Below are 16,570 nucleotides of genomic sequence, written 5' to 3' on the forward strand. Positions count from 1 at the left end.
ACCCACGGGTGTCAGCGACACCCCCAGAACACGTCACCCCCCGGCCCTCCCCCCCGGCCGGGGGGTGACGTCCGTCCGGGCATGTCCACCGATCCGCCCCGGCGGGCGGCACGGCCCCGGCAGCCTGCGCGCCCGGGTGAGCGCGGGCCGCACGCCTGTCGCCCACCTCGTCCGGCGGTTAGCCTGCGCCCGTGGCACGCGGCGACGCGAGGACGGACGTCGAGCTCGTCGAGGACGACGGGGACGACGCCCCCGGCGCGCCCCGGGACGCCGGGACCGGCCCCACGGGACGCGGCGCACGCACCGCCCCCGGGCCCACGGCGGACGACGCCCCGCGCCGCACCCGCCGGCGCGTCCTGGCCCTCGCGGCGGTGCTGGTCGCGGTGATCGTCGCGGTCGCCGTCGTCGGGGAGACGGTGGCCCGCTCGCGCGAGCAGGCCCGGGTCGCGGCCGTCGCCGGGGTGCCCGGCGTCGTCGACGTGGCCGACGGGCCGGTCCGGGTGCTGCGCACCGCGGCGGACGAGGGGGTGCGTCGCGCGAGCGCCCGCACGTCCGCCGGTCTGCTGGTCAGCGCGTCCGCCGGGCAGGACGGCGAGGAGTCGGTCCGCGCGATCGACCCCACCGACGGCTCCGTGGCGTGGGAGACCACGCTGATCCCGCGCGGGCAGGAGCTGCACGTCCCGCCGGGCGGCGAGCTGGTCCCCAGCCGCGGCTGGTGCCGGGCGCACGGCGCCGGCGAGGACCTGCTGGTGTGCCTGGCCGACAACGGGCTCTCGCTGGTGGGGCGCGGCACGCTCACCCAGGTGCGGCCGACCGTGACGCGGCTGCTGCTGCTCGACGCGCGCGACGGGTCGGTCGTCACGGACCTGTCGGGTGCCGTGGGTGACCCGATGGTGTCGCGGTCGTCGGTCGTCCTGGACGACCTGGTCGTGCTGGGTGGTGCCGACGGCGGCGGCGCCCACGTGCGTGCGGTCACCGCGGACGGCACGGTCGCCTGGCAGGGCACGTTCCCGACCAGGACGACCACGGCCTTCGGTGCGCACGTCGAGCTGCACGCCACGACGGACGGCGTCGCGGTCGCCACGTCGGACGCGCTGCGGCTGCTCGACGCGCGGGGCGTCACCCGGCAGGAGGTCGAGCTGTCCTCCGCCGACCACGTGCGCGGCACGGCCGGCGACGCGGCGCTGGTGCAGACGCCCGCCGGCCGGACGGTCGTCGTGCGCCCGGCCGGCGTGCAGCGGCTCCCGGGCGACTGGGTGGAGCTGACGGTCGACGACGGCAGCACGCCGGGCCTCCTGCTGACGTCGGACGACGACGGCCTGCACGCGTGGGACGCCGCCGGCACGCCGCTGTGGACGTCGGACCGGCGGGTGGGCGGCCGGGACGCCCTGTCCCTCGCGGGTCGGGTCCTCGTCGGGCAGGGTGCGGGGGTCGTCGCCCTCGACGGCGTCACCGGCGAGCAGCTGTGGCGCGTGGACGGCCTGCTGCCGGACTCCGGCCTGACGACGGACGGGCGCCACCTGTTCGTCCTCGGTCCGCGCCCGGGCGCCAGCGACCCGGAGGTCCTGGTCGCGCTCGACCCCACGGACGGCGACGTGGCGTGGCGCGTGACGCTGCCGGTGGAGGGCAACGTGCTCCGCTCGGTGCTGGGGCTGCTCGCCGTCTACTCGTTCGCCCCGCTCTCCGACGGGACCTGGCCCGTCATCACCCTCCTGGGGTGACGACGGGCCGTGCGGGCTACCGTGCGCGCATGGGCCGGGCGCGCAGGGTCGAGGTGGAGCTCGGCGACGACGCGCCCGCGACCGACGCCGCACCGGCGCCCGCGCGCGACGAGCCGCGCCGCCGCCCGTGGTGGCTCGCGGCGGTGCTCGCGGTGGTGCTCGTGCTCGTCGGTGCGCAGGTCGTCACCGACCAGCGGGAGCGCGCCGCGCGGGCGGCGCTGGCCGCCGTCCCGGGCGTCCTGTCGCCGCTCGACGACGTCGTGCGGGCCGCGTGGCAGGTCGACCCGGGGACGCGGCCCGGTGCTCGCGTCGGCGACGTGCTGGTCGCCGGGCTCGTGAGCGACGACCAGGCCGTGGCGCTGCAGGGCCTCGACGTGGCCACGGGCGCACCGGTGTGGACGCTCGAGGTGCTGGCCGCGCGCGGTGACTGGGTGCCCGACGCCCTGGCCGACACCGTGCCGTGCGCGACCGTCCCGGCGCGCCCGGGGCAGGTCGCGTGCCTGGTCACCGAGGGTGGCTGGGGTCGGGTCGACGGTCGCTGGGTGCAGACGCCCACCGCGACCGCCCGGCTGCTCGTGCTCGACGCCGCCGACGGCACGGTGCGCGTGGACCGTGAGGTCCCGCCGTCGACGCAGTCGTTCACGCCGTCGGGGCAGGACGTGCTCCTCGTCGGCCACGAGGGCGGCACGCTGCACGTGCGCGCGCAGTCCCTGGCGGAGGGCACGCCGCGGTGGCAGGTGACCGCGGACGTCGCCGACGACGGTCCGTTCGCGGAGGTGACCGCGACCAGCGGCCTGCTCGACGCGGGCACCCTGGGTGTCGTGCACGGGCGCGGGGTCACGCTCGTGGCCACGGACGGCGAGGTGCTGCGGACGGTGGTCGCCGAGCCGCGGGCGGCGCTGTCCGGGGTGACGACGACGTCGAGCGCCGTGCTGGCGCCCGCGCTGCGCGCCGCGGTGGTCGGTGACGGCGAGCGCACCACGGTGGTGTCGGCGACGGCCGAGGTCGTCCTCGACGGCACGCCGGTGCGGGTGGTCGTCGACGACGGCAGCGTGCCCGGCCTCGTGCTGACGCGCACGCCGCGCCTGGAGGCGTGGGACGCGGGCGACGGCACCCGGCGATGGGGGACGACGGTCGTCGACGCCCAGGACGTGGTCGTGCTGCGCGGCCGGGTGCACGTGGGCACGTCGGCGGCGGTCGTGACGTACGACGGCGCGACGGGCGCCGAGCTGTGGCGCACGCAGCGGCCGACCGCGACGGGGCCGCCCCAGACCGACGGCCGGCACCTGCTGGTCCTGGGCGGCCGCGACGGCCGGCACCGCGCCCCGTACGACCTGGTCGCGCTGCACGTCACCGACGGCACCGAGGCCTGGCGCACCCCGCTGCCCGCCGGCACGTCGGTGCAGGGACTGCAGGGCCTGCTGGTCACCCGGCCCCTGGACCCGGTGGTGCCGACGGTCGCGCAGGTGCTGCGCTGAGCCGGGCGCGCCGTCCGTCCCCGCGCGGCCGCGGACACCGCTAGCCTGCGACGATGGCACGCCGCGGTCCGCTGCACGACGTCGAGCTGGTCGAGGACGACGAGCCCGACGCTCCCGCGCCGACGGCGCCGGACACCCACCCGCCGTCGCGGCCCCGACGGCGGCGGGCCGTCGCGGCCGCGGCGGCCCTGCTCGTGGTGGTCGTCGGCGCGGCCGTCGTCGGGCAGGGGGTCGTCGACGCCCGCGAGCGCGAGACCGTCGCCGCGGTCGCGCGCCAGCCCGGTGGCGTCGACCTGCTGGCGGGGCCGCCGGCCATGCGGTGGGAGGCGTCGTTCGACGACCTCTACCTCGGCGCCGAGGTACGCGCGGGGGACGTGCTCGTGGGGGTGCAGCACGCCTCGCAGGGGCCGGTGGCGGTGGCCGGGCGCGACGCCGGGACGGGTGCGGAGGTGTGGCGCACCGAGCTCGTCGACGGGACGACCCGCGAGCAGCCCGCCGGGACCCCGGAGGCGCACGCGTGGTCCGGGCAGTGCGTCGGGGTGACCGGTGAGCAGCACCTGGTGGTCTGCATGGCGCACGACGGCTCCTGGGTGGTGGCCGACCTCCAGTCGGTCGAGGTGCCGCCGTCGACGGTCCGGGTGGTGGTCCTCGACGTGCGCGACGGGTCGGTCGTCGAGGACCTCACGCAGGCGCTGCACGTCACGGACCGGCCCTCCGCGGTGGCGGCCACGGGCGGCGTCGTGGCGGTCGCCGTCGCGGCGGACGCGGGCGCGCAGGTCCACGCGGTGCGGCTCGACGGCACGCCGGCGTGGGAGCTGACCGTCCCCGGGCCGCGCGACGAGGACGGCTGGGGGACGTTCGTCACGTCCGTGGGCGAGCTGGTGGCGCTGGTGACGCCCACCGAGCTGCGGCTGCTGGACGCCACGGGGCGCGCCGTGCGCACGGAGCAGCTGGACGGGCGGTTCGTGACGGGCCGGCCCGGGATCGAGCTGTACGTGGTGCCGTCCCCGATGGGGTACGAGCGCGGTGCCGACGGGTCGCGCGTCGAGGGCGCGCGGACCACGACGACGGTGGTGCGGCCCGAGGGCGACGTGGAGGTGACCGGCGACATCGTGGTGACCCAGGTCGACGACGGCAGCGTCCCGGGCCTGGTCCTCACCTCGGGCGGGGGACGGCTGACCGCGTGGGACGGCGAGGGCGCCGAGGTGTGGTCGGTCGAGGTGGCCGCGCCGGGCGCCGCGCTGCTGCTGGCGGGGCGCGTGCACGTGGACGCGGGCTCGGAGGTGCTGACGCTGGACGCGCGGACGGGGGACGAGCTGTGGCGCTCGTCCGCCACGACCGCGCTGCCCGTGACGGACGGCCGGCACCTGCTGGCGCTGGCGGCGGCCCCGCAGCGGGGGCAGCGGGCCGAGCTCGTGGCCCTGGACCCCGCCGGTGGCGGGGAGCTGTGGCGCGGTCCGCTGCCCGACGGCACGGACGAGGTGCGCACCCACCTGCGGCTGCTGCTGGCCGTCGAGCTCGGCAGCGGCGAGGGGGGCGAGAGCTACACGGTCCTCGGGTGAGCAGGACGGTGCCCTGCGGGGGGTCGGTCCCGCAGGGCACCGTCGTCCGGGGCCGCGCCGCTCAGGCGCGGGGTGCGGTGCGCGTGCTCAGCGCAGCGACCACTTCTGGTTGGACGTCCCGCCGCACTGCCAGATCTGCAGCAGGGCGTTGTCGGCGCGGTTGAGGTCGACGACGTCGAGGCACTTGTCGGACTGCGGGTTGACCAGGTCCCCGGCGGCCGTCAGCACCCAGCGCTGCGCGGCGTTGCCGCTGCACGTGGCGAGCTGCACGGGCGTGCCGTTGGTGGTGGCGCCCCAGGTGACGTCGAGGCACTGGTTGCCCTGGGTGCGGACGGTCCCGCCGGTGAGCTCCCACCGCTGGTTGGTGCCGCCGTGGCAGCCCCACATGACGACCCGGGTGCCGGGCTCGTACCGGCCGCCCGGCACGTCGAGGCACTTGCCGTTGAGCGCGGACACCAGCATCCGGCCGGTGGTGGGGGTGCCGGGGTCGCCGCCGCCGGTCTCGCCGCCGGTGCCGCCGCCGCCCCCGCCGGAGGTCCCGCCGACGAACGGCGTGAGGTCGACGCGGGCCGAGCGCGGGTCCCCGTCGTGGACGAGGGACTCGAAGGCGCCGACGTCGTCGAACGCGAAGGCGTAGGCGCGGCCGTCGACCATGGCGGCGTGCACGGCCTTGCCGTACTCGTTGACGGGGGTCGCGCGGTAGAACTGCGAGGCGTCGGTGACGGGCTCGAGCGTCGAGGTGCCGAGCGTGCCGCGGAACAGCGCGGCGCACAGCGTGCGGGCGATGGGCCCGACGACCTGGTCGTTGGGGGCGTGCAGCGCCCCGTCGCAGCCCCACACGTCCGCGGACGACGGGCGCGCGAAGCTCGCGACCTGCCGGCCGGAGGAGTCGGTGAAGACGAGCGAGGTGCCGCTGCTGCGGCCGGTGTACCGCACGTCGGGGCGGTCACCGAAGGGCGCGACGGTGAGCGTGCGCGAGGTGTACGAGCCCCAGGCGGTGGCGATGTAGCCGTCGAGGAACGTCCTGCTCATGAGCCCGGCGGCGGCGGCCTTGCCGGGCGCCAGGACGCGCAGCACGGTGCCGTCGGCGCGGGTCACGACGCTGCCGGCCCACTCGGGGCGGGCGCGCAGGGCGTCGATGACGGCGGCGCGGCCGTTCGGGACGAGGCGGCCGGTGGTGCGCGTCGTGCCGGACGCGCCGGTGACGCTGACGGAGTGCGGCACGGCGAACATGTCGACCTGCGAGCTGTTGAGCCACAGCCCGGCGTCGTTGTACGTGAACTCGCTCCAGTCGAACAGGATGTCGCGCGTCGGGTCGCCGCCGGCCCACGGGGCGGGCTGCACGAGGCCGTCGGGCGTCAGGGAGAACGGCAGCTTCTGCCCGAACGAGAAGTACATGCGCCCGGAGAACCCGCGCGGCACGCGCACCGTCGTGCTGCCGCCGTTCGCGGGCCCGGCGATCGAGGCGTCGGGTGCGGGTGAGGGCGGGTTGGACCCGGCGGGCCACGCGTTGAACGTGCCGCTGCCGTCGACCCAGCCGAGGCGGCCGGTGGCGAGGTTCGTGCCGAGGACGTACAGGTACACCTGCTCGCCGCGGCCGGACTGGTTGCCGACGGTGATCGGCAGGCGGTCGGGCCCGACCGCGGCCGCGGGTGCGGCGGCGGCGATCCCCGCGACCAGCGTCCCCGCCAGGGTCAGGGCTGCCGTGACGGCTGCCGTCCACCTCGTGCGTACGTGGCGCATCGCGCTCCTCTCGCCCCCCGGCTGCCCGCGCGGGGTGTACCGCGCGGGGAGGCCTCACCCGCCGTCCCTCGTCGACGAGGGCGGCTGCGCGGCACAGATAAGTACGGAGTGCTTACTTATCTGTCAGCAAGACTTCCATGAGAAGTCCATGAGCCGCGTCACCCGTTCGGCTGATTCGTGCACATCGGGTGAATCGGACAGGCGTCCAGTGCGTCACACGAGCAGGCCGACCACCACGGCGACCACGGCCAGCAGCGGCACCACGCCCTGCTTCAGCGCGGCGGCCGCCTTGCTCCGGTCGGACAGCAGCAGGACCAGCGCCGCCGCCGCCATCGACCCCACGCCCGTCAGCACGAGCGTGAGACCGACCGTCCGGTGACCGACGGCGACCAGGACCACCCCCAGCAGCGCGGCCACCGCGAGGAACAGGTTGTAGAAACCCTGGTTGTAGGCGAGCGCGCGCGTCGCGCTCGCCTCGTCCGGCGTGGTCCCGAAGACCGCGCGCGCCCGCGGGGTCGTCCACGCGACCGACTCCAGCCAGAAGATGTAGACGTGCACGAGCGCGGCCACGCCCGCCAGCACCAGCCCGACGACGACCACCGCGACCTCCTCGACCGGGCGCCCCTGCTCGCGCGCGCGGGACCTCCGCGCGGGCGGCGAGCCCGCCCGCAGCCCCAGGATCCGCCGGTCGGCGACCGCGCGCCAGCCGCTCGTCGCGCCGAGCACACGGCCAGGCCGTAGCGTCGGACGCGGTGGGCCCCGCCGGGAGCCTGGGACGACGGAGGACACCGATGGGCTGGTTCGGCACACGACGCGACGTGGCACCCAGCCGCCCGCCCGCGGCGAGCGCGCCCGCCCCTGGCCCGCAGCGCACCGCCGGCACCCTGTGGTCCGACGGGTTCGGGCGCGTCGGCACGCGCGCGCTGCAGACGCTCGCGGTGCTCGCGGTCCTCGCCGTCGGGGTGCTGGCGGTCATGGAGCTGACCCTCGTCGTCATCCCCGTGCTCATCGCGCTCGTGCTCGCCGCCGCGATCAGCCCCCTGGTGTCCGGCCTGCGCCGCCGCGGCGTGCCGTCGATGCTGGCGACCTGGATCGCGCTGCTCACGCTCGTGGGGCTGCTCTCGCTGGTCGTGTGGGCGGTCGTGCGGGCCGTCATCAACCAGTGGGAGGAGCTCGCGGAGTCCGCGTCGGAGGGCCTGGCCGAGCTGCAGACGCTCATCTCGGGCCTGCCGTTCGAGATCACCGACGAGCAGATCGGCGAGGCGCAGGAGGCCCTGCAGGGAGCCCTGGCCTCCGACGCCGTCGGCGCCGGTGCGCTGGCCGGCCTGTCGGCCACCGCCAACTTCGTCACCGGCTTCTTCATCATGGTCGTGGTGCTGTTCTTCTTCCTCAAGGACGGCCCCAAGATCTGGGAGTTCCTGCTGCGGCCCTTCGAGGGCGAGCGCTACGCGCGCGGGCAGCGCGTCGGCGCCAAGACCGTGCAGACCCTCGGCGGGTACGTGCGCGGCACCGCGATCGTCGCCGCGGTCGACGCGATCGGCATCGGCATCGGCCTGGCGATCGTCGGCGTCCCGCTCGTCATCCCCCTGGCGGTCCTGACGTTCCTGCTCGCGTTCATCCCGCTGGTCGGGGCGACCCTCGCCGGGATCCTGGCCGCGCTGGTAGCGCTCGTGTCGCTGGGCCCGATCGAGGCGCTCATCGTCCTGGCCATCGTCGTCGGCGTGAACCAGCTCGAGGGCGACCTGCTGCAGCCGATCGTCATGGGACGCTCGCTGCGCCTGCACCCGCTGATGATCCTCGTCGCCCTGACCGCCGGCACCGTCCTGGCGGGCATCACCGGCGCGGTCCTCGCCGTGCCGATCGCCGCGTCGCTGTGGGGTGCGGTGCAGGTGTGGGACGGCCCCGACACCCCCGCGCGCTTCGCCCGCAAGAAGCGACCCGAGACCGTCTGACGGCGGCTCAGGCCGGCGGCAGGCCCACCAGCCAGCGCGCCTCGCGCCGCAGCAGCGCGCACCGCGCCGCGGACGCGTACGACGCGACCCCGTGACCCAGCGCGTCGTAGACGACGTTCCCGGCGGCGGTGACCCACACGACCGGGTGGGTCGCGGCGCCCTCCTCGTGCTGCACGAGCACCCGCACGCCCGCGTCGACCACGAGGTCGGTGTACCGCTCGTCCTCGGCGACGAGCGCGCCCAGCCCGTCGGTCACGGGGTGCCCGGGCTGCACGTCGAACGTCGCGCTGCCCAGCGGCGGGTGCCACGAGGTGCCGTGCACCCACCGCCCGCCGACGACCTCGGTCCACCACGGGCTGTCGGCGAACGTCATCGTCGCCTGGTGCAGCGCGAGGACCGGACCCCCGGCGTCCGCGTGGTCCCGCACCCGCTCGTGCAGCGGGCGCCACGCGGCGTCGTCGTCCCCGGCCGGGCCCTCGCCGGAGTTGACGACCAGCAGGTCGGCGACCGCCAGGTCGTCGAGCGCGTCGGGGAACGTGCTGCGCACCTCCACGCCGAACCCGGCGGCCGTCAGCTCGTGCGCCACCCGGTACGACGTGGCCGCGTGGTCGTGCCACGGGTCGCCGTAGCGGTCACGACCGGACAGGACCAGGGCACGCGGGGGCGTCGTCACCCCGCCACGCTACCCACGTGACCGGCGCCGGCCGCACGTCGGACGCTGCGGGAGGACTCGGCCCCGCCCCGTGCGCGGCATGAGCTCGGTACCGGCCCTCACATCGCACTGTCGGAGCGGACCGATATCGTGAGCGAGCGGCGACGGCAGAAAGCCCCGGGTCAGCTCTCGCCGATACCGGGGCTTCCCCAAGCCTTGGCTCCAACAACATGCATGCAGCGGTCGTTTGGAACTCTCACGCTCCGCCAACTTTACAGGGGGACGACGCAGGTGTCGACGCCGACGTGGGTGCATGACTGGCTGACCCCGGGCAGGTTCGCGAAGTACCTCAACGCCGCCGGCGGGGACCCCCGGCTGGGCCTCGAGCTGTACGAATGGAACAGCGAGATCGCGTCCGCGTTCCTGCGCGACCTCGGCCACCTGGAGGTCGCCGTGCGCAACGCCTACGACCGGGCGCTGCTGACCCACCCGGACCTCCTCCACGGCGAGTGGCTCACTGCTGCGTCCTGCGACCGGATCTTCCCACCGCACATGGCGAACGACACGAACGGGCAGCGCCAGGACAAGAACGCCACCCCCCGGTCCAACGTCAAGAACGCGCGCAGGCTCTCCGGGTTCGACCATGGTGTCGTGCCTCGAGGCAAAGCCGTCGCCGAGCTGATGTTCGGCTTCTGGTCGTACCTCACCGACGACCTGCACGAGAAGTCGCTCTGGGTGCCAGCCCTGCACACCGCGTACGTGCCCGGCGCCGACCGCCGCCGACTCCACGTCGCGCTCAGCGCTCTGCGCGAGTTCCGCAACCGCGTGGCGCACCATGAGTCGGTGTTCGACAGACAGCCCGAGAACCACCGTCGACACATCGTGTTCGTGGCACGCCACCTCTCGCCCGACCTCCACCAGCACCTCACGCAGCACAGCCGTCTGCCTGCGGTCATCGCTGCACGGCCTGTGGCCGGCGCATGAGGCCCGTGACACGGTGCCCCTGCTCGCGCGGTCTGCCCCTGGACGAGTGCTGCGCGCCGCTGCACCGCGGCGAGCGGGCCGCGGGGACCGCCGAGCAGCTCATGCGGTCGCGCTTCAGCGCGTTCGCGGTCGGTGACGCCGCGTACCTGCTCCGCTCGTGGCACCCCTCGACGCGGCCCGCGGACCTCACGCTCGACGACGACGTGCGCTGGTACCGCCTCGACGTCCTCGCGACCTCGGACGGCGGCGCCTTCGACACGCGCGGGACCGTGGAGTTCGAGGCGTTCTGGCGCAGTCCCGACGGGCGGGGGTCGCTGCGGGAGGTCAGCCGGTTCGCGCGCGGGGCCGACGGGTGGCAGTACGTGGACGGGGACGTCGCGGCGGCGGGGTGAGCACCTCGCCGGGCGCGAGCGCCACGGGCGGGCTAGCGTCGGGCGCACCGACCAGGAGGTGCGTCATGAGCAGCCCCATCCCCGACCCGGGGGCAGTCCCGGACGAGCCGAACTTCACGGATCTGCCGTCGAACGACGAGCCGGACCCGCGCGAGCCGGTGGTGCCGCGGCCGTCCGCCGACGACCCCGAGCCGACCGAGTCGGCCTGACCCGTCGCCGCCCGGCGCCGGGTCAGCGCACGCCGCCCCAGCGCATGGGGTTGGCGGCGTTGGAGGCGAGCAGGAACCACGCGGTCGCGCCCACGTGCTGCACCTGGAAGTAGCCGAACCCGAAGCCCGAGTCCAGCAGGCTCGACGCCGCGACGACCCCGCCGTCGACGGGCGCACCGCCCAGGCGCTGCCCGGCGCCCAGGGTGTCCTGCGCCCGGCGCACCTGCCCCAGCAGCCAGTCCGCCCGCTGCCGGTCGCCGCGGCGGTCCCGGTCGAGCAGGGACGTCGCGAGCTGGGCGGTGCCCTCGAGCCACACGCCCTGCGGGTGCACCGGGGTGTCGTTGTACGTCGCGGTCGACGTGAGGGAGGCGGTGCTGAACGTGACGCCGGAGATCCGGCCCGCGTCGGCGGGCAGCTGGGACGTCGCCGCGGACGGGTCGTCGGTCACCGCGAGCGCCTGCCCCGCCCAGTCCAGGGCGCCGTCGTAGCGTCGCTCGCGGATCGCGAGCCGGCTCCACGTCGCCGGGTCGAGCGGCACGGGGTCCCGGTTGATCTCGACCCCGTCGTTCGTGCCCGTCCAGAACCACCCCGAGCCCGGCTCCCACATGCGGTCGACGAACGCGAGCGCGTGCTCGGACGCGTCGGTCCACCGCCGCTCGCCGGTGGCCTTGCGCAGCATCGTGAAGAACGCGACGCAGTCCACGTTGTGCTCCGTCGAGCCGTTCGGCACGGGGGCGTCGACGCCGTCGACGCCGAACGAGAAGCCGCCCAGCGGCGCGGTCGACCAGGTGGTCGAGGTGATCCACTCGCCGATGCGCACGGCGGCGGTGAGGTAGCGCGCGTCGCGCGTCGCGCGGAACAGGTGCAGCAGCGCGATGCCCGGCCACGCCATGTCGCCGACCGCCGTGCCGAGGAACCCGAACTGCGCGCCGACGTTCGCGGACCCGTCGGCGCGCACGAACCCGTCGGGCTGCGGCGTGCCGTCGTAGAACGTGTACGGCCCGACGTTGTAGGCCTGGCGCAGGCGCCCGTCGGTGTGGTCGGGGTCGTGGTCCTGCGCGAAGACCAGGCCGTCGCCGATGATCCGGGCGCTGTCGACGCTGCTGCGCCGGCCGTCGGCGAGCAGCGCGCAGATCGCGAGCGCGTTGTCGTAGACGAACGCGGTGGAGAACAGCCCGAGCTCGTCGGCGTAGCTCTGCGCGAGGCGCGGTCCGGTGTTGAGGGCGGGGTACGCGTCGGCGGCAGCGCGCACGAATGCGACGGCGGCGCGCTCGGACCCGGCCCGGCCGCCGTGGTGCTGGCCCGGGCGGTCGTGCAGGACGGGCCGCGGACCCCACGTGCGGCCGTCGTGCGCGGCGGCGGCGGCGCCTGCCCCGGTGACCACGGCGGCCGTCGCCCCGGCCACGGCGAGGAACGTGCGGCGGCCCAGGACCTGGCCGCGGGCGCGGCGCGTCGGGGTCGGGACGGGGACCTCGGTGGAGTCCGGCATCGCACGCTCCCGGCGGGGTGGGCAGGCCGCGTGTCCCGCGGCACCCGTCCAGGCTAGGCACCGACGGGCGCCGGTGGGAAGGCTCAGCGCGAGGCGACGTCCTGCGAGGGGTCGTCCGGGGAGCGGTCGCCGGACGGCGTCGTCGCCGTGAGGACCAGGTCCGCGGCGGCCGTGAGCGCCCCGAGCGCGAGTGCGGTGCGGGTGTGCGCGCACCGCACCCCGGCCGCCGCAGCGGCCTGCCCCCGGCGGAACAGCCACCGCTCGGCCGCGACGGTGCCCGCGATGGAGGCGACGACGACGACGAGCCCGACGGCGATCGCCGGTCCGGTCGGGGACGGGGTGGCGTCGGGGGTGGCGCCGTCCAGGGAGACGCCGTCCGGGTCGGTGCCGTCGACCTCGCCGTCCCCCGTGGTCCCGTCGACCGCGTCGCGCCACGACCGGCGCATGTCGTGCCAGCCCTCGCGCACGTCCGGGGCGGAGACCGCGAGCGCGGCCGCCACGCAGGCGGCCTTCAGCCAGCCGCGTGACGCACGGGTGCGGGCGACGTCGGGGACGGCGTAGTAGGCGGTGGTCGTCAGGCCGGTGAGCAGCGCACGCAGCACGCGTGAGCTCGGGATCGTCGTCATGTCGTCGGACCTCCTGTGGTCGGACCGTCACGCTAACGACGTGGCACCCGGGCGGGCATCGGTCGCCGGGACGACGGGGGTCGGTCGCGCGACGGGTGCGCCCCGCCGGCACGCGGTCAGTCCGGGCGGACCTCGCCCACCTGCCCGTCCTCGACGTGCCAGCGGCGGGTCAGGCGCACGGTGTCGAGCATCCGCCGGTCGTGCGTGACCAGCAGGATCGTGCCGTCGAACGACTCCATGGCCTGCTCGAGCTGCTCGATGGCGGGCAGGTCGAGGTGGTTGGTCGGCTCGTCGAGCACGAGCAGGTTGACGCCGCGGGCCTGCAGCAGCGCGAGCGCGGCGCGGGTGCGCTCCCCCGGTGACAGGGACGTGGCGGGGCGGCCGACCTGGTGCCCGGCGAGGCCGAACTTGGCGAGCAGGGTGCGCACGTCGGCCGTCGTCCAGTCCGGCACCTGCCGGGCGAACGCGTCACCGACCGGCTCGTCGCCCTCGAACGCGGCGCGCGCCTGGTCGACCTCGCCGACCAGCACGCCGGGACCCAGCGACGCGCTGCCCGCGTCCGGGGCCAGGCGCCCCAGCAGCAGCGCGAGCAGCGTGGACTTGCCGGCGCCGTTGGGACCGGTGACGGCGACGCGGTCCTGCCAGTCGAGCTGCAGGTCGACGGGCCCGAGGACGAAGTCGCCGCGCCGCACGACGGCGGCGCGCGTGGTGGCCACCACGGCACCGGAGCGCGGTGCGGTCGCGATGCTCATCTGCAGCCGCCACTCCTTGCGCGGCTCCTCGACCGTCTCGAGCCGCTCGATCATCCTGTCCGTCTGGCGGGCCTTGGCCGCCTGCTTCTCGGACGTCTCGCCGCGGTGGTGCTTGACGTGCTTGTCGTTGTCCGACGCCTTGCGCCGCGCGTTGCGCACGCCCTTCTCCATCCACGCGCGCTGCATGCGGGCGCGCCCGGCGAGCGCGTCGCGGCGGGACGCGTAGTCCTCGTACGCCTCGCGGGCCTGTCGCCGGGCCGTGGAGCGCTCCTCGAGGTACGCGTCGTACGAGCCGCCGTAGGTCGCGACGCGCTGCAGGCTGCGGTCGATCTCGACGACCGTGGTCACCGTCCGGGCGAGGAACTCCCGGTCGTGGCTGACGACCACGATCGGCGCCTGCGCCCGCTCGACGAACTCCTCGAGGCGGTCGAGCCCGTCGGCGTCGAGGTCGTTGGTCGGCTCGTCGAGCAGGTACAGGTCGAAGCGCGACAGCAGTAGGGCCGCCAGCCCGACGCGGGCGGCCTGCCCGCCGGACAGCGCGGTCATCGGCAGGTCCAGGTCGACCGCCAGGCCGAGGTCGTCGGCGACGACGCCGAGCCGCGCGTCGAGGTCCCCGCCGCCCAGGGCCATCCAGCGCTCCAGCGCGTGGGTGAACGCGTCGTCGGCGCCCGGCTCGTCGGCCGCGAGCGCGTCCGCGGCGGCGTCCATCGCCCGCTGCGCGTCGTGCACCCCGGTGCGCCGCTCCAGGAACGTCCGCACGCTCTCGTCCGCGCGCCGCTCGACCTCCTGCACGAGGTACCCGACCTGCGCTGACGGCGGCGACAGCGCGATCGAGCCGGCCTCGGGAGGCCGCTGACCGGCGAGGATGCGCAGCAGCGTCGTCTTGCCGGCGCCGTTGGGGCCGACGAGCCCGACGACGTCCCCGGGCGCGACGACGAGGTCGAGGCCGCTGAACAGCTCGCGGTCGCCGAACGCCGCGGCCACCGCGCGGGCCTGGAGGGTTGCACTCATGAGGACATCATCCGGTGCCGGTCGTGTCAGGCTGGTCCGATGTCCGACGCGCAGAGGTCCGAGGAGCGGTCGCCGCACCCGCAGGCGCGCCCAGGGCTCGGCGCGCTCACGGCGCGGGTGCGGGGTCACGGGCAGCAGGTCGCGGTCGGGGTGGGCGTGCTCCTGGTGGTGCTCGGCACGGCCGGGTTCCTCGGGGTGCTGGACGCCGTGCAGGAGGCGGAGGACCTGGCGGCACTGGACGACCCGGTCCTGACGGCACTGGCCGCCGGCCGCAGCGACGTGCTGACGGTGGTGCTCACCGCCATCACCACGGTGTCGGGGCCGACGGTGCTGCCGATCATCGTGCTGGTGGCTGCCCTGGCGTGGGGGCTGGTCCGCGGGCGGTGGTGGCAGGCCGGGCTCCTGGCGGCCGCGATGGTCGTCTCGACCCTCGTCTCCGTGGCGATCAAGGGCATCGTCGCGCGGCCGCGCCCGCCGGTGGACACGATGACGGTCGCGGGGGTGGAGTCGACCTACTCGTTCCCGTCCGGGCACACCATCGGGGCGGCCACGCTGCTGCTCGTCGCCGGCTACCTGGCGTGGGTCCGCCGACCGGCGTGGGCCTCCCTGCTGGGGTGGCTCGCGCTCATCGTGCTGGGGACGGGACTCGTGGGGTTGAGCCGCCTCTACCTCGGGTACCACTTCCTCACCGACGTGACGGCCTCGGTCGCGCTGGCCGTCGCGGTGCTGGGTGGGGTCGTGATCGTGGACCGACGCCGCGCGGTCCGCGCCGCGCAGGTCACGGCCGCTGCGCCGCCGACCGCGACCTGACGACGCTCCCGCCCCCCGGCGCGTCGGTGGCGCGCCCGCGACCGGGTGATGTCCGGCGCTGACCCCGCGGGGGGTCGGTAGTGTCGGGTCCGGGCTCGCGGCGCCCGTCCCGCCGTGCCCGCACCGATCCGCGCCCAGGCAAGGAGGCCGACGTGTCGCGCGTGACCAGCGCCGACGTGGCCCGCGAGAGCGGCGTCTCGCGCACGACCGTGTCCTACGTGCTCAACGCCCGCGCCGACGTCGTCCTCACCGAGGCGACCCGCCAGCGCGTCCTGGAGACCGCCGCGCGGCTGGGGTACACACCGTCGGCCCCCGCCCGGGCGCTGCGCTCGGGGCGCAGCGACCTCGTGCTGTGCGTGCTGCCGGACTGGACCATCGGCCCCGCCATCGACACGCTGCTCGACCACCTGACCACGGCGCTGGCCGAGCACGGCCTGTCGGTCCTCGTGCACATCCGCCGCGGCGCCCGGCCGCTGTCGGACCTGTGGCGCGCGGTCACCCCGTGCGCGGTGCTGGGCCTGCTGCCGTTCGGGGAGCAGGACGCGCGGGCGATGCGCCAGGCGGGGATCCCCGTGGTGGGGGCCGCCCTCGACGAGGACCCGCAGCCGGACGTGTTCGCGGTGCCGCAGGCGAGCATCGGCGGGCTGCAGGCGGACCACCTCGTGTCCCGGGGCCGCCGCGTGCTCGCGTACGCCGCCCCGCACGACGACCGCGTCGCGGCGTTCGCCGACCGGCGGCTCGCCGGTGTGCGGGCCGCGTGCGAGCGCCACGGCCTGCCGGAGCCGCTGGTCACGGCCGTGGACCTCGACGTCGCGTCGGCGGCGGACGCGGTCCGCGGCTGGCACGCCGGTGGCGTGACGGGGGTCGCGGCGTACAACGACGAGGTCGCGCTGGCCGTGCTGGCGGGTGTGCGGGCCGCCGGGCTCGACGTGCCGGGGGACGTCGCCGTGATCGGCGTCGACGACATCCCCGCCGCGCGCGTGGCCGCGCCGGCGCTGACGACCGTGTGGCAGGCCATCGACGCCCAGGCGGCGTACCTGGCGACCGCGCTGCTCGCGGCGCTGGGCCTGGCGGACGCCCCGCCGGAGCGCCCCGACGACGTGTTCCACGTGGTGCCGCGCGCGTCGACCTGACCGCGGGTCCACCGCCGGGTGGGTCGGCGCGCCGGTGCCGGCGCGCCGACCCGTCC

15 protein-coding genes are annotated in these 16,570 nt (G+C 76.1%); 9 read left to right on the forward strand and 6 right to left on the reverse strand.

What is annotated here, in order from left to right; all coding sequences use genetic code 11:
* The first annotated feature begins 191 nt into the window (after positions 1-191).
* Genes Cph01nite_RS14855 through Cph01nite_RS19260 form a run of 3 tightly spaced genes read left to right on the forward strand, consistent with a single transcriptional unit; the run spans position 192 to position 4,761 of the window.
* Entirely contained in the window at positions 192-1,721 is a 1,530-nt protein-coding gene (locus Cph01nite_RS14855; RefSeq protein ID WP_203675468.1) for an outer membrane protein assembly factor BamB family protein, read from the forward strand.
* Positions 1,718-3,199 (forward strand): PQQ-binding-like beta-propeller repeat protein, encoded by a 1,482-nt coding sequence (locus Cph01nite_RS14860; RefSeq protein ID WP_203675469.1) that lies wholly within the window; start codon positions 1,718-1,720, stop codon positions 3,197-3,199. The genes Cph01nite_RS14855 and Cph01nite_RS14860 overlap by 4 nt, the downstream gene beginning before the upstream one ends.
* A gap of 53 nt (positions 3,200-3,252) precedes the next feature.
* Entirely contained in the window at positions 3,253-4,761 is a 1,509-nt protein-coding gene (locus Cph01nite_RS19260) for an outer membrane protein assembly factor BamB family protein (RefSeq protein ID WP_203675470.1), read from the forward strand.
* 87 nt (positions 4,762-4,848) lie between these two features.
* Here the strand turns inward: Cph01nite_RS19260 and Cph01nite_RS14870 are convergent, their stop codons facing one another.
* Together Cph01nite_RS14870 and Cph01nite_RS14875 are read right to left on the reverse strand one after the other, a co-directional pair.
* Positions 4,849-6,504 (reverse strand): beta-1,3-glucanase family protein, encoded by a 1,656-nt coding sequence (locus Cph01nite_RS14870; RefSeq protein WP_203675471.1) that lies wholly within the window; start codon positions 6,502-6,504, stop codon positions 4,849-4,851.
* A gap of 213 nt (positions 6,505-6,717) precedes the next feature.
* A complete protein-coding gene (locus Cph01nite_RS14875; protein WP_203675502.1) occupies positions 6,718-7,104 on the reverse strand; it encodes a DUF1304 domain-containing protein in 387 nt (128 codons plus the stop codon).
* Between the two features lie 191 nt (positions 7,105-7,295).
* Between Cph01nite_RS14875 and Cph01nite_RS14880 the strand changes: the two genes are divergently transcribed.
* Positions 7,296-8,456, forward strand: a complete 1,161-nt coding sequence (locus tag Cph01nite_RS14880) for an AI-2E family transporter (protein WP_203675472.1) — start codon at positions 7,296-7,298, stop codon at positions 8,454-8,456.
* 7 nt (positions 8,457-8,463) lie between these two features.
* Here the strand turns inward: Cph01nite_RS14880 and Cph01nite_RS14885 are convergent, their stop codons facing one another.
* On the reverse strand, positions 8,464-9,129 hold the full coding sequence (locus Cph01nite_RS14885; RefSeq protein ID WP_203675473.1) for a ThuA domain-containing protein: 666 nt from the start codon (positions 9,127-9,129) through the stop codon (positions 8,464-8,466).
* A 270-nt stretch (positions 9,130-9,399) separates the two neighbouring features.
* Here Cph01nite_RS14885 and Cph01nite_RS14890 point away from each other — a divergent pair, with 270 nt between their 5' ends.
* The 3 genes from Cph01nite_RS14890 (at position 9,400) to Cph01nite_RS14900 (ending at position 10,693) form a co-directional block, all read left to right on the forward strand.
* On the forward strand, positions 9,400-10,092 hold the full coding sequence (locus Cph01nite_RS14890; protein WP_203675474.1) for an Abi family protein: 693 nt from the start codon (positions 9,400-9,402) through the stop codon (positions 10,090-10,092).
* A complete protein-coding gene (locus tag Cph01nite_RS14895; protein ID WP_203675475.1) occupies positions 10,089-10,484 on the forward strand; it encodes a YchJ family protein in 396 nt (131 codons plus the stop codon). Before Cph01nite_RS14890 ends, Cph01nite_RS14895 begins: the two co-directional genes overlap by 4 nt.
* 65 nt (positions 10,485-10,549) lie before the next feature.
* Complete coding sequence (locus Cph01nite_RS14900; protein WP_203675476.1) at positions 10,550-10,693, forward strand: hypothetical protein; 144 nt, start codon at positions 10,550-10,552, stop codon at positions 10,691-10,693.
* Between the two features lie 22 nt (positions 10,694-10,715).
* On the opposite strand, the gene Cph01nite_RS14905 is transcribed toward Cph01nite_RS14900, so the two are convergent.
* From Cph01nite_RS14905 to Cph01nite_RS14915, 3 genes are all read right to left on the reverse strand, one after another.
* On the reverse strand, positions 10,716-12,182 hold the full coding sequence (locus tag Cph01nite_RS14905; RefSeq protein ID WP_203675477.1) for a YyaL domain-containing protein: 1,467 nt from the start codon (positions 12,180-12,182) through the stop codon (positions 10,716-10,718).
* 83 nt (positions 12,183-12,265) lie between these two features.
* On the reverse strand, positions 12,266-12,808 hold the full coding sequence (locus Cph01nite_RS14910) for a hypothetical protein (RefSeq protein WP_203675478.1): 543 nt from the start codon (positions 12,806-12,808) through the stop codon (positions 12,266-12,268).
* 116 nt (positions 12,809-12,924) lie between these two features.
* Positions 12,925-14,571, reverse strand: a complete 1,647-nt coding sequence (locus tag Cph01nite_RS14915) for an ABC-F family ATP-binding cassette domain-containing protein (protein WP_203675479.1) — start codon at positions 14,569-14,571, stop codon at positions 12,925-12,927.
* Between the two features lie 39 nt (positions 14,572-14,610).
* Between Cph01nite_RS14915 and Cph01nite_RS14920 the strand changes: the two genes are divergently transcribed.
* Both Cph01nite_RS14920 and Cph01nite_RS14925 read left to right on the forward strand, forming a co-directional pair.
* A complete protein-coding gene (locus tag Cph01nite_RS14920; protein ID WP_203675480.1) occupies positions 14,611-15,381 on the forward strand; it encodes a phosphatase PAP2 family protein in 771 nt (256 codons plus the stop codon).
* Positions 15,382-15,533: 152 nt separating this feature from the next.
* Entirely contained in the window at positions 15,534-16,514 is a 981-nt protein-coding gene (locus Cph01nite_RS14925; protein ID WP_203675481.1) for a LacI family DNA-binding transcriptional regulator, read from the forward strand.
* The last annotated feature ends 56 nt before the right edge of the window (positions 16,515-16,570 follow it).

It is taken from the genome of Cellulomonas phragmiteti (genome assembly GCF_016862775.1).
GTDB classification, from domain to species: Bacteria; Actinomycetota; Actinomycetes; order Actinomycetales; family Cellulomonadaceae; genus Cellulomonas; species Cellulomonas phragmiteti.